General features: G+C 69.0%; 15 protein-coding genes and 1 pseudogene. 4 read left to right on the top strand and 12 right to left on the bottom strand.

What is annotated here, in order from left to right:
• Positions 1-78: 78 nt before the first annotated feature.
• From ccsB to hemL, 6 genes are read right to left on the bottom strand one after another with little or no spacing between them, the layout of a single operon-like run.
• Positions 79-1,056 (bottom strand): c-type cytochrome biogenesis protein CcsB, encoded by a 978-nt coding sequence (ccsB, locus tag MSG_RS03700; RefSeq protein ID WP_096437205.1) that lies wholly within the window; start codon positions 1,054-1,056, stop codon positions 79-81.
• Entirely contained in the window at positions 1,053-2,633 is a 1,581-nt protein-coding gene (locus MSG_RS03695; RefSeq protein WP_096444025.1) for a cytochrome c biogenesis protein ResB, read from the bottom strand. Before MSG_RS03695 ends, ccsB begins: the two co-directional genes overlap by 4 nt.
• Before the next feature lie 50 nt (positions 2,634-2,683).
• Positions 2,684-3,475 (bottom strand): cytochrome c biogenesis CcdA family protein, encoded by a 792-nt coding sequence (locus tag MSG_RS03690; RefSeq protein ID WP_096437203.1) that lies wholly within the window; start codon positions 3,473-3,475, stop codon positions 2,684-2,686.
• Entirely contained in the window at positions 3,472-4,074 is a 603-nt protein-coding gene (locus MSG_RS03685) for a TlpA disulfide reductase family protein (RefSeq protein WP_181159115.1), read from the bottom strand. Before MSG_RS03685 ends, MSG_RS03690 begins: the two co-directional genes overlap by 4 nt.
• Positions 4,071-4,679, bottom strand: a complete 609-nt coding sequence (locus MSG_RS03680) for a histidine phosphatase family protein (protein ID WP_096437201.1) — start codon at positions 4,677-4,679, stop codon at positions 4,071-4,073. Before MSG_RS03680 ends, MSG_RS03685 begins: the two co-directional genes overlap by 4 nt.
• A complete protein-coding gene (gene hemL, locus MSG_RS03675) occupies positions 4,679-6,019 on the bottom strand; it encodes a glutamate-1-semialdehyde 2,1-aminomutase (protein WP_096437199.1) in 1,341 nt (446 codons plus the stop codon). Before hemL ends, MSG_RS03680 begins: the two co-directional genes overlap by 1 nt.
• Before the next feature lie 152 nt (positions 6,020-6,171).
• Here hemL and MSG_RS03670 point away from each other — a divergent pair, with 152 nt between their 5' ends.
• Positions 6,172-6,567, top strand: a complete 396-nt coding sequence (locus tag MSG_RS03670) for a nitroreductase family deazaflavin-dependent oxidoreductase (RefSeq protein ID WP_096444021.1) — start codon at positions 6,172-6,174, stop codon at positions 6,565-6,567.
• Here MSG_RS03670 and MSG_RS03665 read toward each other — a convergent pair.
• The 4 genes and pseudogenes from MSG_RS03665 to MSG_RS03650 form a co-directional block, all read right to left on the bottom strand.
• Entirely contained in the window at positions 6,564-7,907 is a 1,344-nt protein-coding gene (locus MSG_RS03665) for an amino acid permease (RefSeq protein ID WP_096437197.1), read from the bottom strand. The two genes, MSG_RS03670 and MSG_RS03665, sit on opposite strands and share 4 nt — an antisense overlap.
• A gap of 99 nt (positions 7,908-8,006) precedes the next feature.
• Positions 8,007-8,156 (bottom strand): annotated as a pseudogene (locus MSG_RS03660) (class I SAM-dependent methyltransferase); the annotation flags it as partial.
• 92 nt (positions 8,157-8,248) lie between these two features.
• Complete coding sequence (locus MSG_RS03655; RefSeq protein ID WP_096437195.1) at positions 8,249-9,583, bottom strand: MFS transporter; 1,335 nt, start codon at positions 9,581-9,583, stop codon at positions 8,249-8,251.
• A gap of 2 nt (positions 9,584-9,585) precedes the next feature.
• Entirely contained in the window at positions 9,586-10,731 is a 1,146-nt protein-coding gene (locus MSG_RS03650) for an LLM class flavin-dependent oxidoreductase (protein ID WP_096444020.1), read from the bottom strand.
• A 210-nt stretch (positions 10,732-10,941) separates the two neighbouring features.
• Here MSG_RS03650 and MSG_RS03645 point away from each other — a divergent pair, with 210 nt between their 5' ends.
• The 3 genes from MSG_RS03645 to MSG_RS03635 all read left to right on the top strand — a co-directional run bounded on the left by MSG_RS03645 (position 10,942) and on the right by MSG_RS03635 (position 17,614).
• Complete coding sequence (locus MSG_RS03645) at positions 10,942-11,817, top strand: alpha/beta hydrolase (RefSeq protein ID WP_096437193.1); 876 nt, start codon at positions 10,942-10,944, stop codon at positions 11,815-11,817.
• Positions 11,818-11,868: 51 nt separating this feature from the next.
• The gene (locus MSG_RS03640; RefSeq protein ID WP_096437191.1) at positions 11,869-14,022 is read left to right on the top strand and encodes an acyltransferase family protein; all 2,154 of its coding nucleotides are present in this window, start codon (positions 11,869-11,871) and stop codon (positions 14,020-14,022) included.
• Positions 14,023-14,296: 274 nt separating this feature from the next.
• Positions 14,297-17,614 (top strand): helix-turn-helix transcriptional regulator, encoded by a 3,318-nt coding sequence (locus tag MSG_RS03635; protein WP_096444018.1) that lies wholly within the window; start codon positions 14,297-14,299, stop codon positions 17,612-17,614.
• A gap of 1 nt (position 17,615) precedes the next feature.
• Here the strand turns inward: MSG_RS03635 and MSG_RS03630 are convergent, their stop codons facing one another.
• Positions 17,616-18,311: an Rv0518 family GDSL lipase gene (locus MSG_RS03630; RefSeq protein ID WP_096437189.1), complete on the bottom strand. Its 696-nt coding sequence runs from the start codon at positions 18,309-18,311 to the stop codon at positions 17,616-17,618.
• Between the two features lie 146 nt (positions 18,312-18,457).
• Positions 18,458-19,714, bottom strand: coding sequence for an acyltransferase family protein (locus MSG_RS03625; protein ID WP_096437187.1), 1,257 nt, complete (start codon positions 19,712-19,714; stop codon positions 18,458-18,460).
• Positions 19,715-19,776: the final 62 nt, after the last annotated feature.

Here is a 19,776-nt window from a genome sequence, read left to right as displayed (position 1 = left end):
ATGCTCGGGCGCCCCCACGCCGCTCGTTCCCTGGTCAGACACGTGCACTCCCCCTGTTTGGCCGTCGGTTGCTAACTGTCACCCCACGCCCGCGTACGAATGCAGACCCACCGTCACCAGGTTAACGAAGAACAGATTGAAGACCATCGCCACGAACCCCACCACGTTGATCCAGGCGGCCTTGCGGTCCCGCCATCCCGCGGTCGACCTGGCGTGCAGGTATGCGGCGTATAACACCCACGCGATGAACGAAACCGTTTCCTTGGGATCCCATCCCCAGTACCGGCCCCAGGCCTCCTCGGCCCAGATGGCGCCGAAGATCACGCCGAACCCGAAGACCGGGAACGCGAAGATCGTCGTGCGGTAGGCGATGCGGTCCAGAGTCTGCGCGTCGGGGAAGCGCTGCACGATCCGCGCCAGCGCGCCGGGGGTGGCCGGGTCGCCGAACCGCGATGTGCGCAGCAGGAAAAGGATGCTGGCGATGCCGGCGACCAGGAACACCCCGGAGCCCAGGCTGACCACCGACACGTGGATGGGCAGCCAGTAGGACTGCAGGGCCGGCATCACGGGCGCGGCGTTGGTGTAGAGCCAGCGCCCGGACACCGTGAGCAGGATCAGCACCGGCAGCAGCAGGAACACCCACAGCGGACGGTACTGCGGGCGGCGCAGCACGAAGGCCCCGGCGAGCAGTGCGCACATGCAGGTCAGGTTGATGAACTCGTACATGTTGCCCCAGGGCACCCGCATGGTGGCCAGCCCGCGCAGCACGATGCAGGCCAGCAGCAGCCCGATGCCGAGATAGGTGACCGCCAGGCCGGCCCGCCCGACGCGTTCGTCGAAGGGCCGCTGGCCGGCCTCCGCGACGATGCCCGGCGCGGTGCTGTCGACCGGCACGGCGCCGGCAAGCACCCGCTCGCGGGTGTCGGCGCGGCGGGCGCCGACGTAGGCCAGCTCGAACGCCAGCAGCAACAGCGCGACCACCAGGGCCACGACGGCCGAGGTGAAGGCCCAGTCCGAGTACCGGGCCAGGCCGATGTCGACGTGCAGGGTATTCATGTGACGTCCACCTGAGAACTCCTTAACGAGGCTGCGGCGGGGTCCGTGTCGCCGAGATCGGCGAGTAACCGCTCGGTCAGCTTCTCGAACTCGTCGCCCCAACCCGAATTGTCGGTGCGCGCCAGGCCGCCCAGCTCGACGCTCACCGTACCTGCTGGTCCCGGCGCCGGTGTCAGACGAACCCACACCCGGCGCCGCCGCACCAGCAGCGACACCAGCAGACCGCCCATCATCGTGATGGCGAAAATCAGCACCCAGACCTGGCCCGGGTCGTGGGAGACCTGCAGGTTGACGAACGGCACGGCGGCGTCGAAGCGGACGACGGTGCCGGCCGCCGGCCCCTGGTCGATCCGGACCTCCTGCCCGGCCTGCAGGTTGACGCGCTTCTCCTTGACCAGCCGGCCCTGCTCGATCAGCCGGGGATCCAGGGTGAACAGCGACTGCGGCCGCCCGGTGTCCAGGCCGGTGTCGCCGCGGTAGATGTCGATGGCGACCGCGGGGGCGTTCAGCGCGGGGAACCGCGACGACAGCAGGGCGCCGTCGAGCTGCGCGGTCGGCGCAAGCAGGCCCTGGATCGCGATCTCGTGGTTGCGGCGCTCGGCGGGGTTGGGATAGCTGCCCGCCGGCGGGTCGATGCGCGCGACGCCCGACGAGAGCAGCGTCTGCGGGTTGTCGGGCCGCCACTGCACGGTCGACGTGCGCGTCTGCCCGTCCGGGAAGGTCACCGTGAAGGTGGGCGCGTAGCCGTGGCCCTGCAGGTACACCCGGTCGCCGCCGACCCGCAGCGGGTGGTTGACCTCCAGCCGATAGGACCGCCAGTTGTTGGCGCTCAGGTCGCGTCCGGCCTGGTAGTCGATGTCCGCGGCGAACGAGGTGGCCTGGCCCGACGGCAGATAGTGCGCCTGAAAGTCGTTGACCCGCAAGCAAATCGGATGCAGCGACGTGCCGTCGACGGTGTTGCCGGCGCGAAACGAGTCGAACGCGGCCGGTGAGGCGGAGCAGAAGCCCGGGCCGCTGTCGGCGATGACGATGACGTTGCCCTCGTAGCCGAACAGCTTGCCGACGGCCACCGCGACCAGCAGGCCCAGCAACGAGAAGTGGAAGACGATGTTGCCGAACTCGCGCAGGTAGCCCTTCTCGGCGGAGACCTCCGCCGCCTCGGTCGCGTCGTCGTGCCGGATCGCGGTACGCCAGCCATGCAGCCGCCCCGCGATGGTGTTCGCGACGGCGTTCAGGTCGGCGTCGTCGGCGAGCACCAGCTCGGAGGCTGCGTGCTTGGGCAGCCGACCCAGGTTGCGGGGGGCGGCCACCGGGGTCGCGCGCAGGCTGCGGGCGTGCTCGATCATCCGCGGCGTCAGGCAGCCCACCAGGGACACGAACAGCAGCACATAGATAGCGGTGAACCAGAAGCTGGAGAACACGTCGAACGCCTGCACCCGGTCGAGCCAGGGGCCGATCGTCGGGTGCGCGGCCAGATACTCGCTGACCTTGCCGGCGTTGAGGCTGCGCTGCGGCAGCAGGGCGCCGGGGATCGCGCCCAGCGCCAGCAGGCACAGCAGCACCAGCGCGGTGCCCATCGACGTCAGCGCGCGCCAGGTGTTGCGCGCGTAGGCGACTATCAGCGGGATCAAATCGGCAACCTCGCGTCGGACACGAAGGCGTCGCGCAGCCAGGAGACGAAGTCGTTCCACACCCCGGTGACCAGCAGCACGCCGACGGCGATCAGCAGGGCGCCGCCGAAGATCTGGATCGCCCGGCTGTGGCGTCGCAGCCAGCCCAGCGCCCCTACCGCGCCCGCCGACCCGAAGGCCAGCAGGACGAACGGGATGCCCAGGCCCAGGCAGTAGGCGACCACGAGCGCGATGCCGCGGGCGACGTTGGCGCCGTCAGTGGCCGACGCGACGGTGATCACCCCGGTCAGGGTCGGGCCCAGGCACGGTGTCCAGCCCAGCGCGAACACCGCGCCCAGCAGCGGCGCCCCCGCGACCGTCGTCAGCTGCTGCGGGCTGAACCGGACCTGGCGCTGCAGGGCCGGGACGAACCCGACGAACACCAGCCCCATCACGATGGTCAGCACGCCGCCCAGTCGTTGCAGCACCAGCTGGTTGGTGATCAGCGTGCTGGCCATTCCGAGCACGGCGACGGTGCCGAGGACGAACACCGTGGTGAAGCCGGCGACGAACAACGCGGCCGATCCGGCGACACGCCAACGGGCTGAACTCGCGGGGCGCCAAAAAGCATGGCCAGCGCCCGGCGGCGGCTGCTCGTCCACCCCGACCACCGCGGCCAGATACGACAGGTAGCCGGGCACCAGCGGCACCACGCAGGGCGAGGCGAACGACACCAGCCCGGCCAGCAGGCACACCCCGAGGGCCACCAAAAGTGGTCCAGCGGAAGCAATTTGGGTAAACTGATTCATTGCTCGCGGGCCAGCTTTTGCACGACGGGCTGCAGATCCTGCGCCAGCAGTTCCCGCAGGAATACCGCCGCGACCCGGTGCTGGCGGTCGAGCACCAGCGTGGACGGGATCACGGTGGTCGGGTATTTGCCACCGAAGGCGATCAGGGTGCGCATCGCCGGGTCGAAGATCGACGGGAACGTCACCCCGCGGTCGTTGACGAAATCCAGGGCCGCCTGGCGATTGTTGTCACGGACGTCGATACCCAGAAAGGACACCCCGGAAGCGCGGGTGGCGTCGTACACCTGCTGCAGCTGGGTGACTTCGGCGCGACACGGTCCGCACCACTGCCCCCAGACGTTGATGACGACGACGTTGCCGACGAAGATCGGGTCGTCCAGCGACAACGGGTGCGCGGGGTCGGCGAGATCCGGCCCGGACAGCGGCCCGGGCCGGCTGCGGCTCGCGGGGGGGTCGTAGAAGAGGTCGGTTTTGCCGCCGGGCGAGACGAATTCGAACGTTCCGCCCTGCGCGACGGCGTCGTGACCGCTCGAGCAGCCGGCCAGCAGCCCGCAGACCGCCAACACCGCCCCGGCCAACGCCAGCCGCCGCACGATCAAGAAACCACCGGTTCGAAGTACTCGACGTCGACCAGTCGATCACCGTCGTAGACCAGCGTCGTCACCGAGGCCAGGCCGCATTCGCGGCGCCGCGGATCGTGCCAGAGCCGCTTGCCGGTCAGGTGCAGGCGCAGCGTCCACACCGGCAGTTGGTGGCTGATGCACACGACCTCGTGGCCCGCGCCGCGGGCCCGCGCCTTGTCTACCGCGGTCGTCATCCGCGCCGCGATCTCGCGGTAGGGCTCGCCCCACGACGGCGTGAACGGATTGCGCAGCTGCCACCACACTCGCGGGTCGCGCCAGGCGCCGTCGCCCGGGCTGACGCGCCGGCCCTGGAAGAAGTTGGCCGACTCGATCAGATCAGGATCGGAGTCCACCGGGACGTCGTGCTTGTCGCCGATGAAGGCGGCGGTCTCCTGGGCCCGCTGCAGCGGCGAGGCGATCACCGCGACGATGTCGCGGTGAGCCAGCGCGTCGGCGACCGCGGCCGCCTGCGCTTTACCCTTGTCGGACAGGCGAAATCCGGGCAGCCGCCCGTAGAGGATTCCCTCGGGGTTGTACACCTCGCCGTGCCGCATCACGTGCACGCGGGTCTGCTCGGCCATCAGAGTCGCTCCTTGGCGGCGTGGGCGGCGGCACGGGCCGCACCGGGCAGGGCATCGGCGATCCGCTCGAAGGCGTTGTCGTCCAACGCACTCGAGACGAACCACGCCTCGAAGGCGCTGCACGGCGGGTAGACACCGGCGTCGAGCAGGGCGTGAAAGAACGGCGGGTAGCGCCAGGTCTGGGTGTCGCGCGCGGACGCGAAGTCGGTGACCGGCGTCTCGGAGAAGAAGACGCTGAGCATGTTGCCCGCTCGCGGAATCTGATGTGGCACACCGGCGGTGGTCAATGCCTCGGCGAACAGGCCGGCCAGCCGGCCGGCGTTGGCGTCCAGCGCGGTGTACACGGCGCCGTCGGCGGCACGCAGCGTGGCCAGCCCGGCGGCCACCGCCACCGGATTGCCCGACAACGTGCCGGCCTGATACACCGGGCCCAGCGGCGCCAACCGCTCCATCACCTCGGCGCGCCCACCGAACGCCGCCGCGGGCAGTCCGCCGCTCATCACCTTGCCAAAGGTGAACAGGTCGGCGTCGACGGGATCGATTCCGTACCAACCACTTCGGCTGACGCGGAAGCCGGTCATCACCTCGTCGATGATCAGCAGCGCGCCATGCTCGGCGGTGACGGCGCGCAGCGCCGCGTTGTAGCCGGGCGCCGGTGGGACGACCCCCATGTTGCCGGGGCTGGCCTCGGTGATCACCGCCGCGATCTCCTCGCCGAACCGGTCGAACGTCTCGATCACCGCGTCAATATCGTTGTAGGGCAACACTATCGTGTCGGCCGCGGCGGCGCCGGTCACCCCGGGAGTCGACGGCAGGCCCAGGGTCGCCACCCCGGAACCCGCGTCGGCGAGCAACGCGTCCGCATGGCCGTGGTAGCAGCCGGAGAACTTGACGATCTTGGCCCTGCCGGTGAACCCGCGCGCAAGCCGGACCGCGCTCATGGTGGCCTCGGTGCCGGAGTTCACCAGCCGGATCCGGTCTACCGGCGCGACCCGCCCGATGATCTCGGTGGCCAGTTGAATCTCGGCCGGGGTCGGCGCGCCGAACGACAGGCCGGAGGCGGCGGCTGTGGCGACCGCGTCGACCACGGCCGGATGCGCGTGGCCCAGAATCATCGGTCCCCACGAACACACCAGGTCGACATAGCGGTTGCCGTCGGCGTCGGTGAGCCAGCAGCCGCGCGCCTCGGTGATGAAGCGCGGCGTGCCGCCCACCGCAGTGAAGGCGCGAACCGGCGAGTTCACCCCGCCGGGGATGACGGCGCATGCCTCGTCGAACAGACGCGCCGAGCGCGTTACAGCCCCCCTGGTCGCAGGGGCGGCCTGGTCAGTGCTGCCCATGCCGTCCAGTGTCCCAGCCTCCGCCGATCGCTCGACTACAGGGTGTAGCAGTCACGCATCCTGTCGGTCGCCCGTGCGGTCTCGTGCCGTTCGCGCTCGATTAAGCGGCGATGCCTTGAAGTCCCTGGTGGCCGAAGAGTTGGATGGTGGTCATGCAACTTCCCCAAGGCCTGGCCCGTTTCAACCGGCACGTCACCAACCCCATCCAGAAGACGTGGGCCGGCTGGGCCCCGTCGTTCGGCATCATCGAGCACGTCGGGCGAAAGTCCGGCACCCAGTTCCGCACGCCGGTCACCGTGTTCGACGCCACCGTCGACGGCAAGCCCGGCGTCGCGGTGCTGCTGACCTACGGCCCCGACCGCGACTGGCTGAAGAACCTCAAGGCCGCCGGGGGCGGGCAGATGCGCCGCCACGGCAAGACGTTCGGCATCGCCGACCCGCGGATCGTCACCCGCGACGAGGCGGCCGAGCACGTCAGCGGCAGGGCGCAGAAGGTGTTCGGGCGGCTGCCGTTCGAGCAGGCCGTGCTGTTCACCAAGACGTCCTAGGCGCGGCGGGCGCGCAGACGCGCGACGCCGTACAGGCCCAGCACGACCGCCCAGGACAGCAGCGACAGCCATAGCTGGCTGCGCGCTGAGCGGTCGAATGCCATCTGCACGAGCACGGCGGTGATCCCGGCCAGCGTGATCAGCGACAGCGCCGGAAAGAACCACATCTTGAGCCGCAGCTGATCCGGGGGCGTGCGGCGGCGCAGCACGATCTGCGACAGCGCGATCAGCCAGTAGACGAACAGGATGATGGCGCCCGAGGAGTTGAGCAGGAACAGGAACACCGTGCGCGGCGCGAGCCAGGACATGAGCACGCACCCGAACCCGATCGCCGAGGAGAACAGGATCGCGGCCGAGGGCACCCCGCGCCCGCTGAGGGTGACCAGCCGTTGCGGTGCCTCGTTGCGGGCGGCGAGCACGAACAGCATGCGCGACGAGGTGTACAGGCCGGAGTTCAAGCAGGACAGCACCGCGGTGAGCACCACCGCGTTCATCACCTGATCCGCGCCGGGCAAACCCATGTGCTTGAACACGACGACGTACGGTGAGGCGCCCAGTTCCACCGAGTTCCACGGCAGGATCGCCACGAGCAGGAAAACCGACCCGACGTAGAAGATCGCGATCCGCGCGACCACCGATCGCGTCGCGCGCTGGACCGCCAGCACCGGGTCGCGGCTCTCGGCCGCGGCCACGGTGACGATTTCGGCGCCGACCATCGAAAAGATCACCACCACGATGGCGGCGAAGACCGCGGCCACGCCCTTCGGGAAGAAGCCGCCGTGGGCGGTCAGGTTGGCCAGCCCGCCGGCGTGGCCCGGCAGCAGACCGCACACGAACACCACACCGACGCAGAGGAAGGCCACGATCGTCGCGACTTTGATTCCGGCGAACCAGAATTCGAATTCCCCGAAGGAGGACACCGAGAACAGGTTCGTCGCGGTCATCAACACCATCAGGCACAGCGACAGCAGCCACAGCGGCGCGTGGAACCAATAGTTGAGAACCTTGCCGCCGGCCACCGCCTCGAACCCGACGACGATCACCCAGAAGTACCAATACAGCCAGCCGACGGAGAACCCCGCCCAGCCGCCGAGCGCCTTGGCGGCGTAGTCGGCGAACGACCCGGTCGACGGGTTCGCGGCGGCCATCTCGCCGAGCATCCGCATCACCAGCACAACCAGCAGGCCGCACAGGGCGTAGGTGAGGAACGCGGCGGGCCCGGTGTCCTTGATCACCACGCCGGATCCGACGAACAACCCGGCCCCGATGACACCGCCGAGCGCGATCATACTCAGCTGCCGCTGCGAAAGTCCCTGGCGCAGTTGCGAAACGCTAGCCATGGCCGGCTGCCTCCTGGACACAGCAGTCCAATCGGGTCAGTCCAGCCGGGTCGCAACCACGGACCACACCGGAAGGTGCACCTGGCGGTTTTCCAGCAACGGGTCGAGCACCGCGCCGCGGATCCCGCCGTACGCCACCAACTGCTGCACCGCCGGTTGCGGGCCGCCGATGTCCCAGGGGATGCGCCGGTCGGTGTGCTCCGCCTGTTCGTACAGCGGCTCGAATCCGGTGACGTTCGCGTCAGTCATTGGCCTGCTCGCCTCTTCGCGACTTCCCACGGGGACAACAAATCTAGGCGTTCAGCCTAACCACGAACGTGATTGTCTACTACGTGCTGCGGTCAAAGATGCAGATCTTGCTCGCGAATCAGCGCGGTGGCGACCACGCTGATGGCCGCCGTGGCCACCAGATACCCGCACGCGAGCCACGGCGCACCATGCAGCGCCGCGATCAGCGCGGTCAAGATCATCGGCGTGACGCCCGAGGCGTAGATGCCCGAGAACTGGTAGACGAACGACAGCCCGGTGTAGCGGGTCTCGGTCGGAAACAGCGACGAGAACAGCGTGCCCTGTGCGCCGTAGAAGAGCGCGTGCACGACGCCGAACACGATGACCATCGCCAGCCCGAACAGGACGAGGTTCCTCGCGCCGAACAGCGCGAAGACCGGGAAAGTGGCCAGGCCGAAGCACAAGACCCCGGTCAGATACACCCGGCGCGGCCCGTACCGGTCGGTCAGCACGCCGGAGACGGGCAGCAGTACGGCCATCACCAGTGCGGCGAGGGTCACGACGAGCAGCACGGGCACCTTGTGGAAGCCCAGCGCCCCGGTGGCGTAGCTGATCGCGAACACACCCCAGGTGTTGAACGCCGAGCCCTCGGCCCAGCGGGCCAGCAGGCCGAGGAAGGTGTTGCGGCGGGTGCGGGCCCCGCGGAAGATGTCGCGGACCGGAACCGTGGAGGACTGCTCGAGGTCGCGCAGCTCCTGGAACGCCGGCGTCTCGTCCACCCGGAGCCGAACCACGATGCCGACCGCGACCAGGACCACGCTGAGCAGGAAGGCGATCCGCCAGCCGTAGGCCAGGAACTGTGCCGAGCCCAACGCCACCTGCAGGTAGGCGAAGATTCCGGTGCCCAACGCCAGCCCGAGCGCCAGGCCGATCTGCGGAATCGCCCCGTACCGTCCGCGCCGATCGCCGGGACTGTGCTCGACGGCCAGCAACACGGCGCCACCCCACTCGCCGCCCAGCGCGAAGCCCTGCAGGATTCGCAGGACGAGCAGTAGCACGGGCGCCCCCACCCCGATTTGCGCGGCGGTCGGCAACGCGCCGATCAACGCCGTCGCTCCGCCCATGATCAGCATCGTCAACGCGAGGCTGCGCTTGCGGCCGATCCGGTCCCCGATGTGGCCGAACACCAGCCCGCCGACCGGCCGCATGACGAACCCGACGGCGAAGGTCGCGAAGGCCAGCAGCGTCCCGACCAGGGAGCTGGCGTTGGGAAAGAACAGCTTGCTGAACACCAACCCGGCTGCGGTGGCGTAGAGAAAGAAGTCATACCACTCCACCGTCGTGCCGAGCAGGCTCGCGGCGACGACGGTGCGAAGCCGCCGGCGCCGATCGGCATCGGTTTCGTCCAGAGCGTCAGCCGCTGCCGAAGTGGGCAGCGTCGTCGCCATGACTAGTGGGCTGAGGAGATCGCGAACGGCGTCGACGGCGGCGGTTCGCTGCGACGCGTGGGGTGCTCCCACAGGCCCTTGCGCTCGAGCAAAGGCAGCACGCCCTCGCCGAACCAGTAGGCCTCTTCCAGGTGCGGATAGCCCGACAAGACGAAGTGGTCGATTCCCAATTGCGCGTATTCCGAGAGCCTTTCTGCGACCTCGTCGTAAGATCCGACCAGGGCGGTGCCCGCTCCCCCGCGGACCAGCCCGACCCCAGCCCACAAGTTGGGTCCGACCTGCAGCTTGCCGCTGTCGCCGCCGTGCAGGTCGAGCATGCGGCGCTGTCCCTCGGACTCGCTGCGCGCCAGGTTGGCCTGCACCCGCTGCACATCGGCAGGGTCCACGGCCGCCAGCAGACGGTCGGCCTCGGCCCACGCCTCCGCGGCGGTCGGGCGGCTGATCACGTGAATGCGCAAGCCGTACTGCAGGGTTCGGCCGGCGTCGGCCGCCAATCCACGAATCCAGTCCAGTTTCTCGCCGACCGCGGCCAGCGGCTCGCCCCACGTCAGGTAGACGTCGGAGTATTTCGCGGCGACCGGACCGGCCGAACCCGACGAACCGCCGAAGAACACCGGGGGCACCGGGTCGGGCGGGTTGTTCAGCTGCGCGCCCTCGATGTGAATGTGCTCACCGGCGTACGTCACCGGCTCGTTCGAGGTCCACAGCTCCCGGACCACGTGCAGGAACTCGGCGGTACGCGCGTAGCGGGCCTGCTTGTCCAGGAAGTCGCCGTAGGCCCGCTGCTCGTGCGGCTCGCCACCGGTGACGACGTTGAGCAGCAGCCTTCCCTCGGAGTGGCGCTGGAACGTGCCGGCCATCTGCGCGGCCAGGGTCGGGCTGAGCAGCCCCGGACGAAGCGCCACCAGGAATTTCAGCGTCTCGGTGCGCTCGATCAGCATCGCCGTCGTCAACCACGCATCCTCGCACCACAATCCGGTGGGCGTCAGCACCGCCTCGAAACCGTTGTCCTCGGCCGCCGCGCAGATCTGGTGCAGGTACCGCGACGTCGCGGGTCGGTCGCCGTGCATGGCGGTGCCGTGTCCGCCGGCAACCAGGTTTCGCGAATCCCCGTATGTCGGCAAAAACCAATGAAATGCCAGGCTCATCCGGTCCTCTTCCGTTCTCGGTCGACGCGTGAAGGCATACGAAAGGCCCATCATCTGCGAAAACGGGCCGTCGCGGGAGGGTTGCAATTCGGTAGATTCGATCGCGGCCGACCCGGGCGGGTCGCACAAGTCACCGCTCGGTGACCGCCGCATCACGATGCCCTTGCAAATGGCGCGACAGGGTCGGAAAAGCCCTGTGGGCGCGGCATTATGACCTTCGTGCCCGATCTGACCCGCCGCGCGGTGCTGCGAATGGGCGCTAGTGCCAGCGCTGCGGCCATGGGCGTCTGGGCACTGAGCGCCCTCGTGGACCCACCGCAACCACAAGCGGCGCCGCTGCCATCCCCGTTCGAGCCGTCGACCGCGAGCAGCAACCTGCCCAACAAACTGACCGGCTCGTTCATCTCCAAAGCGCGCGGCGGCGTCAAGACCAACTGGGTGATCGCGCTGCCGCCCGGCCAAACGTCGCAGAGCGGGCTGCTGCGACCGGTGATCGCGCTGCACGGCAAGGACGGCGACGCGAACATGATGCTCGACTGCGGTGTGCCCGACGCGCTTGCCCGCCTGGTCAAGGAGGGCAAGCCGCCGTTCGCGGTGGTCAGCGTCGACGGCGGTTCGGATTCCTACTGGCACAAACGGGCCGACGGCACGGACTCGGGCGCGATGGTCCTCGACGAGCTGCTGCCGATGCTGGGCTCGATGGGCCTGGACACCTCGCGGGTGGCCTTCATGGGCTGGTCGATGGGCGGATACGGGGCGCTGCACCTGGGCGCCAAGCTGGGGCCGGCGCGCACCGCGGGGATCTGCGCGATCAGCCCGGCGCTGTACAGCTCCTACGCCGACTGCGCGCCCAAAGCGTTTGACAGCGAAGAGGACTGGCTGGCCAACAGCGTGCTGGGCCTGCCGGAGCTGTCGCAGATTCCGCTGCGGGTGGACTGCGGGACCTTTGACCGTTTCTATCCCGCGACACGCCAGTTCGTGAGCCAACTCAAAACGCCACCGGCAGTAAGCTTCACGGTCGGCGGCCACGACATGACGTGGTGGCGCTTGCAATTACCCGGCGAGCTCTCCTGGCTGGCGACCTAGCGAGGCATCCCAACACGGCATGACAGTCCGGCAGGAAGCACCGCCAGCCCGCTGTCAGGAGCGGGCGATAGCCCCATCCGCCAAACCCGGCGACGGGGATTTCGCCCGGATATCGAAGGCTTGCGCGCGGTCGCGGTGATAGCGGTCGTGTTATACCACGCCGAGATCCCGGGGCTGGCCGGCGGCTACATCGGCGTGGACGTGTTCTTTGTGATCTCCGGGTTCCTCATCACCGGCGTGCTGTGGCGCGAGGTCGCCGCCACCAATACCGTTGCGCTGGGCCGCTTTTACGGCGCGCGGGCTCGTCGCCTGCTCCCCGCGGCGGCCACCGTCGGCGTCGCCACCGCGATCGCGGCCGCGGTCGTGCTGCCACCGCTGCAGGCGCGCAGCGTCTTCGCCGACGGCGTCGCCAGTGCCCTGTACGCGGGCAATTACCGGTTCGCCGCCCGCGGCACCGATTACCTGGCAGCGGATCTGCCGTCGCCGTATCAGCACTACTGGTCGCTGGGCGTCGAGGAGCAGTTCTATCTGGTCTGGCCGATGTTGATCATCGGCACCGCGTGGCTGATCGGCCGGCTGCGACCCGGTGCGGCGACCCGGGTGCTGCCCTACGCGGTGGTACTCGTGCTGGTCGGCGCGGCGTCGCTGGCGGCGGCCGTGATCTGGACCCGTACGTCGCCGTCCTGGGCGTTCTTCTCGCTGCCCACCCGCGCCTGGGAGCTGGCCGCCGGCGGTCTGGTGGCGCTGTCGATCCAGCACTGGCGCCGGCTGCCGCTGCTGTCCGCGGCGGTCGCCGGCTGGGGCGGTCTCGCGCTGATCGTGCTGACCTGCACCCAGTTGGGGCCGCATACCCCCTACCCCGGCACCTCGGCGCTGCTGCCGGTCCTGGGCACCGCGCTGGTGATCGGCGGCGGCAGCGTCACCCGCGGCCTGGGTCCCGGTCGCCTGCTGTGCCGCCCCGCCATGCGGGGGATCGGCCGGCTCTCGTATTCCTGGTATCTGTGGCACTGGCCGGTGCTGCTGCTGATGCCGCCGCTGCTGGGCGAGCCCGCGGGCATGCCCGCCCGGCTGACCGCGATCTTCCTGTCGGCCGGACTCGCGGTGATCACCCTGCACCTGGTGGAAAACCCCGGCCGCTTCGCCGCGGCACTGCGCCGGTCTGCGAAGACCAGCCTGGCCGTGGCCGGCGTCGCCAGCGGGGCCGCCGCGTGCGCCTGCTCGTTGCTGCTGACCGTAATCCCGGTGCCGGTCGGTCACGGGCCGGCGGCCTCGAAGGCCAACATCGTCGCGCTGCCCTCGACGACAGTCCCCACCGCCAACGCGCGCGCCGTCGATCCGCGGGAGGCCGCCGTCGGGCAGGCCTTCGCGCCGGTGCGCGACGCGGTCGCGGCATCGGCGAGCCTGCGCGCGGTGCCGTCGAACCTGGACCCGTCGCTCGCCGCCGCTCCCGCCGACAAGGCCGGGGTCTTCGTCAACGGATGCGTGCGGTCCTGGCGCGAGGTCGGTCAGGGCGAGTGCGCGTCGGGCGACGTTGCCTCGCCGACCACCGTGGCCCTGATCGGTGACTCGCACGCCGCGATGTGGGACCCGGCGTTCCAGCAGCTCGCCGCGCAGCGGCACTGGCGGCTCGAGACGCTGGCCAAGGTGACCTGCCCGGTGCAGGATCTGCCGATCAACAGCCCATACCTGGGCCGCGAGTACACCGAATGCGAACAGTGGCGCGGCCAGGTCGCGGCGCGCGTCGCGGCCGAGCACCCACAGCTGGTGGTGCTCGGTATGAGCCGGCGCTACGGAGCCGACTTCGGCTTCGCCGCCTACGATCCGGCCTGGATCGACGCCCTGGGCCGCGCCGTCGCGCAGCTGCGCAAAAGCGGCGCGGCGGTCCTGGTCCTCGGGCCGGCACCGGATCCACGTTCGGTGGTGCCCACCTGTCTGTCCGGGCACCTCGACGACGCGACCGCCTGCGCGCCGGCCCGCTCGGGCGCGGTCGACGGAGCTGGAATCGCTGCCGAACACGCCGCGACCACGGCGGCCGGCGGCCAATACGCCGATCTGACCGACCTGTTCTGCACTGAAGAGCGTTGCCCGATGATCGTCGGCAACACCCTGGTTTTCCGCGACGACAACCACGTGACCACCGAATACGCGCAATTGATGGCGCCGGTGCTCGGCGCGCTCAGCGACCGCGCCATCACGGGCGAATAACTCAGTCGTGACTTTATTGTCCGATGAACCTCGCAACGACAACGAACGTGTTAGGAAGATAAGGGGTTTGGAGGTTTGGGGATGACTCCGCTGCTGCTGGTTTGCCTTGCGACCGTGATGCCGGTCGTCGGCGTCGGCCTGATGCAACTGCAGGCACGCCTGGAGCGCTGGGACTACGAGCGCCACGCCGAGGACTGACCCCTAGCCGTACCTGCGCTATGGCACAGGTGAAATCTGCGCATTTGTGCTGATGTTTCGCGACCGCAGCGCTCGCATGCTGGCTAACATGAGCGGAATTGATTCACCGACCGACGCGCTACCGCCGGACTGGAACGAGCAAAGAGTGAGCGACCTGCCCATTGGGACAGTCACCTTGCTACTCGCCGATGTCGAGGGCTCGACGCGGTTGTGGGAAAGCCAGTCCGAGGCCATGACGGACGCGCTCGAGCGGCTGAATCTCACCGTCAATGACCTGGTCGCCGCCCACTGCGGGGTGCGGCCGGTCGAGCAGGGCGAAGGCGACAGCTTCGTGCTCGCGTTCGCCCGCGCCAGCGACGCCGTTGCCTGCGCCCTACGGTTGCAGCAAGCGGACCTGGCGCCGATCCGGATACGCATCGGCCTGCACACCGGCGAAGTCCAGTTACGCGATGCCGGCAACTACGCCGGCCCCACGGTCAACCGGACCGCGCGGGTGCGCGACCTCGCGCACGGCGGACAGACCGTCTTGTCCGGCGCCACCGAACAGTTGGTGGTCGACCGGTTGCCGGCCGACGCCTGGCTGACCGATCTGGGCATCCACCCGTTACGCGACCTGCCGCGTCCGGAACGCGTCCTGCAGCTCAATCATCCCGACCTGCGCACCGACTTCCCTCCGCTGCGCAGCGCGAATGACGTTGCCAATGCTCATCTTCCGGTTCAGCTGACCAGCTTCGTGGGCCGGGCCGCACAGATCGGCGACGTCGGCCAGCTCTTGAAAGAGAACCGGCTGGTGACCCTGACCGGGGCGGGCGGTGTCGGCAAGACACGGTTGGCGGTGCAGGCCGCCGCCGACGTCGCGGCCGAATTCCGCGGCGGCGTTTGGTTTGTCGATCTCGCGCCGGTCACCAATCCTCTTGTCGCGCCCGTCGTCCTGGCCCGCACGTTGGGGCTGGCCGACCAGCCGGGCCGCTCCACGATGGACCTTGTCACGAGGTTCGTCCGCGACCGAAAGATGTTGCTGGTACTGGACAATTGTGAGCATCTGCTGGACGCCAGTGCGGAACTGGTGGTAGCACTGCTCGACGCCGGGCCCGGCGTCACGATCTTGGCGACCAGCCGCGAGCCGATCGGCATCGCCGGTGAGCTCACCTGGCGGGTGCCCTCGCTGTCGGTGGACGGCGAGGCCGTCGCCCTGTTCGTCGACCGCGCCCGCCGGACGAGGCCGGATTTCACGCTCACTCATGACAATTCACCCGCGATCGCCGAGATCTGTCGCCGCCTGGACGGCATGCCGCTGGCGATCGAGCTGGCGGCCGCCCGGATTCGGACCCTGTCGCTGACGCAGATCGTCGACAGCCTCCACCACAACTTCCGCCTGCTCGCCGGCGGCGCGCGCACCGCGGTCCGCCGCCAGCAGACGCTGCGTGCGTCCATCGACTGGTCGCACGCCATGCTCACCGAGCCGGAACGCGATCTGTTCCGCCGTCTCGCGGTGTTCATGGGCAGCTTCGACCTCGACGCCGCGCAGGCGGTGGGCGCCGACACCGATGTGGAACATTTCCAACTCGTCGACCTGCTGGGGCTGCTCGTCGACAAGTCGCTGGTGGTCGCCGAGGAGAGCGGCGGCGTGATGCGCTACCGCCTGCTGGAGACGGTCCGTCAGTACGGTCTCGAAAAGCTCGCGGATTCAGGCGAAGCCGAGGCGGCGCGGACCCGCCATCGCGACCACTACACCGGCGCCGCCGTGGCGCTGGAATCCCAGTCGCGGGGTGACGGAACACCGTTGGTGCCGTGGGCCGAGGTCGAGATGGCAAACCTGCGGGCTGCCCACGGATGGAGTTGCGACGGAGGAGAATTCGAGTCGGCGCTGAAGCTGGTGTCTGCGTTGCAGCGGCTCTGGTTGACCCGCGCGCGGTTCCGCGAAGGTGCCGCCGGCTTCGATACCGTGTTCGGCGACGAGCGGTACCGCGATGACGGCGTCGACGCCGCCGTGTGGGTGCGGGCTGTCGCCGACGCGGGGCTACTGGCGGTGTGGTTCTCGGTACCGTTTGAGTTGTCGCGCGCGGAAGAAGCCCTGGCCGCCGCGCGTCAGCTCGGCGATGAGTTACTCATCGTGCATGCCTTGGTGACTTGCGGCATGCTGGCTATTTTCCAGCCCGACATAAGCCAGCCCTATCTGGTCGAGGCGGTCGATTTGGCTCGCGCAGTGGGCAATTCGGCTGCGCTCTACCGCATGCGCGCCTACCAGTCGTTCATCGGCAATGTAGCCGGCGATCCCCTTGCCACCCAAGCCGCCGGCGAGGAGGGGCGAGACCTGGCCGATAAGTTCGGCGACAGCTTCATGTCCCGATACAGCCGCACCTTCCTCAGTGGTGCGCTGACGGCACAGGGGAAGCTGACCGAGGCGCTGCAAATAGCCCGCAACCTGGTCGACGAGACGCGAGCCGCACAGGACGTCCCGATGGAAGTCTTCGGCCTGATCACCCTGGCGCAAGTGCTCGCGATGACTGGCGACGCCCCGGCCGCCCGGGCCGCCGCGGAAGCCGCGCTGCAAAGCGGCGCTGCCCTTGGCGGTTTCCACGAAGACAGCGCCTACACGTCTCTGGCCAACGCCGAGCTGGCAGAAGGCAACATCGCGGCCGCTAAACGGGCCTGCGAGGCGGCCTGGCAGCACACCTCTGCCCTCAAGGGACTGTTCGTGCGAAGCCTGCTGCCGATGGCCGAGGCGACCCTGGCCGCCGGGGATCTCGCCGCCGCCCGCGAGTGGGCGGACGGCACCGTCGCGATCGTCCCGGGATGTCATCGGGTGCAAGCGCTGCTGGCGCGCGCCCGGGTCGCCGTCGCCCAGGGCGAGCCGCAGCAGGCCGAACGCGACCTGCACGACGCCCTCGAGGCCGCCGAACGGATGAGCGGATTCCTGCGGGTGCCCGATGTCCTCGAGTGTCTGGCGGCGCTGGCCGCCCGCACCAACGCCGAGCATGCCGCCCGGCTTCTCGGGGCGGCCGGCAGCATGCGGCAACGGCACACCGAGGCACGCTTTCAGGTCTTTCAGGCCGACTACGACGCGTCGCTGGCAGAAGTGCGAGAATCCCTGGAGCCCAACGTTTTTGAAGCAGCATGGGCCGAAGGCTTCGCGCTGTCCACCGCCGAGGCAATCGGCTACGCGCGGCGCGGTCGCGGCCACCGCGGCCGGCCGGCCGGCGGCTGGGAGTCCCTGACGCCCACCGAGCTCGACGTCGTGCGGCTGGTCAGCGAGGGCCTACCCAACAAGGACATCGCCGCGCGCCTGTTCATCTCCCCGCGCACCGTGCAGTCCCATCTCACCCACGTCTACACGAAACTGGCTGTGTCATCACGGGTTCAGCTCGCCCAGCAAGCAGCCCGCCACGCCTAGCTCAGCGGGACAACTGCATGCCCACCAGCGGGGCAATCTTTTCCGCCAGGTAAGCATGCCCCTCGTCGTTGGGATGCACGCCGTCCGGGCCGATCAGGTCGGGCCGGTCGACGAACCAGCGGTCGCCGATCGGGTCGACGAACGCCGCTCCCGCCGACCGGGCGGCGGTGTTGAGGATGTCGCGGATCTGCAGCACCGGCACGGGCACATCGGCGGTCGGCCACGGCGGGCCGATCACCAAAAACCTCGCCGTGGGGGCGAAGCGGCGCGCCAGCGCGAAGGTGTCGCGGGCGCGGTCGGCCAGCAGCACCGGATCGACACCCTGATCGTTGCGGGAACCGAAGAACACCACCAGGACATCCTGCGGCTTCACCACGCGGGCGGTCAGATCCTCGAAGATGCTGCCGTGGTCGCCGGGCACGCCGTAACCGGCTCGCCCCTCGGCCGCGACATCGGCGGCGAGCCGAATCCCGCGCTGCGCAAGCGACTGCCAGGCCCGTACCGTCCACGCCTTCGGTCCCAGACCACCCTCGTCGGTGCCGGTGGTGTACGAGTCACCGACCACCGCGATGTGGCTCACCCGGGAATCCAGCGTTAACGTCTCGTACGGCCGCACGCGCGCCGGCCGCTCCAGCGTATTCGCGAGGACGCCCGCCAGCAGTGCGAGCCCGATGACGAACGTGGCCAGTCGATTCACCGCAACCCCCTATGAACGGCATAGTCGTTCACATCAACGCAACCGTACGAGGATACCGGCGCAATCGCACTGCGGCCGGCCGCTTTCGCGTTTGCCGCTTTCGATGAGGCATGGGCCACAGCATGATTGGCGGCCCGGTGCATCGTTCACACCGCGCGGGCCGAAACCGCTTCCAGTGCGCCGTCGATCTGGTGAAGCTTCGCCCTCCCGGAATCGACGCCCGGCTCGACGGGTTCGATCTTCGTGGCCGCCGGCCGGACGTTGACCATCCTACGCATCCAGCGGCGGGCGGGCTCTTCGACGAAGTGGTACATCAGGCTCGAGATGGCCAGGGCGATCGCGAACAGGCCGAGGACGTTCCATTTCCAGGGGGAATCGGAATGCCACGGTGCGAGCTCGAATTGCTCGACGGCCCAGCCCCAGGATGTGTGCACCAGCTCGTGGACCATGTACAGGCAGAACGAGATCTGCCCGCCGTACACCATTACCCGGGTGGACAGCAGCCTCGGCAGGCTGCCCAGGCCGACCGCCAGCGTCATCACCAGCGGAATGAACAGCACGTCGACCACGCCGCCGCTGTCGTTTTCCACGACGCCGGAGATCGGGTGCGCATTGCACCAGTACAGAACACCCACCACCGCGGCCAGCAGCAGCAGGGAGAGATACCCGGCGACGTGGCGGCCGCGATCGGTCAGCCGCAGCCGGCGCACGGCGGCACACGCCAGCGCACCCGCGGCGAACTGCGTCACGATCCGCGGCAGCCAGCTCCACGGTGTGTAGAAGTGTCCGCTGGCCAACAGCAGCAACACCGGCGGCAGCGCGGCCGCGATGGCCAGAAACGTCAGGGTCCGCGCCCGGGTGGCCAGCTTCATCCGGAAGATCACCAGCGCCAGCAGAGCGAACAGCAGGTAGGCCAGCCACTCCGCGCTGATCGACCAGGCGGGCCCATCCCAGCTGGTCCCGTCGAAGAACGGCTCGAACCACAGCTGCACGAGCAGGACCTGGCGCACGTAGCTGATGGCGGTGAGGTCACCCGCCTCGGGCAACGGCACGTGACCGACGTGCAGCGACAGGATGACCAGTAGCGCCGCCAGGTGCAGGGTGACCAGGTACACCGGCCACACCCGGGCCAGCCGCAGCCACAGGAAGTGCAGGGTCTCGCGCGTCGACCAGGACCGGCCCATGCGGTCGAGGTAGTTGTAGGTCAGTACGAAGCCGCTGAGGATGAAGAACAAGTCAACGCCCTGCGCGCCGGAGTTGAGCACGGGTGCGAGGTTCTCGCGGAAGTCCGGCGAGACGTCGCTGAGCATCGGCCGGAAGTGGAAGAGCACCACCCATACCGCGGCGACGATGCGGAGTCCGGTCAGGGCCTTGATTTCACCCTTGATCTCCGCGGTGCGCACGAGGCTTTTCTTTCCGTCCGGACTTTGCAGTTTCGTTCGCCCATTCCCTCGGCTGACCGGGC

This window comes from Mycobacterium shigaense, from assembly GCF_002356315.1.
Taxonomy (GTDB): Bacteria; Actinomycetota; Actinomycetes; order Mycobacteriales; family Mycobacteriaceae; genus Mycobacterium; species Mycobacterium shigaense.
Note: the sequence above shows the minus strand (reverse complement) of the source record. Positions and strands in the feature narration are given on the sequence as shown.

Excerpts from the sequence above, each read along its gene's own strand:
- ccsB (WP_096437205.1), bottom strand. The coding sequence starts at position 1,056 with ATGAATACCCTGCACGTCGACATCGGCCTGGCCCGGTACTCGGACTGG.
- MSG_RS03695 (WP_096444025.1), bottom strand. The coding sequence starts at position 2,633 with ATGGGCACCGCGCTGGTGCTGCTGTGCCTGCTGGCGCTGGGCGCGATC.
- MSG_RS03690 (WP_096437203.1), bottom strand. The coding sequence starts at position 3,475 with ATGAATCAGTTTACCCAAATTGCTTCCGCTGGACCACTTTTGGTGGCC.
- MSG_RS03680 (WP_096437201.1), bottom strand. The coding sequence starts at position 4,679 with ATGGCCGAGCAGACCCGCGTGCACGTGATGCGGCACGGCGAGGTGTAC.
- hemL (WP_096437199.1), bottom strand. The coding sequence starts at position 6,019 with ATGGGCAGCACTGACCAGGCCGCCCCTGCGACCAGGGGGGCTGTAACG.
- MSG_RS03670 (WP_096444021.1), top strand. The coding sequence starts at position 6,172 with ATGCAACTTCCCCAAGGCCTGGCCCGTTTCAACCGGCACGTCACCAAC.
- MSG_RS03665 (WP_096437197.1), bottom strand. The coding sequence starts at position 7,907 with ATGGCTAGCGTTTCGCAACTGCGCCAGGGACTTTCGCAGCGGCAGCTG.
- MSG_RS03655 (WP_096437195.1), bottom strand. The coding sequence starts at position 9,583 with ATGGCGACGACGCTGCCCACTTCGGCAGCGGCTGACGCTCTGGACGAA.
- MSG_RS03650 (WP_096444020.1), bottom strand. The coding sequence starts at position 10,731 with ATGAGCCTGGCATTTCATTGGTTTTTGCCGACATACGGGGATTCGCGA.
- MSG_RS03645 (WP_096437193.1), top strand. The coding sequence starts at position 10,942 with ATGACCTTCGTGCCCGATCTGACCCGCCGCGCGGTGCTGCGAATGGGC.
- MSG_RS03635 (WP_096444018.1), top strand. The coding sequence starts at position 14,297 with ATGCTGGCTAACATGAGCGGAATTGATTCACCGACCGACGCGCTACCG.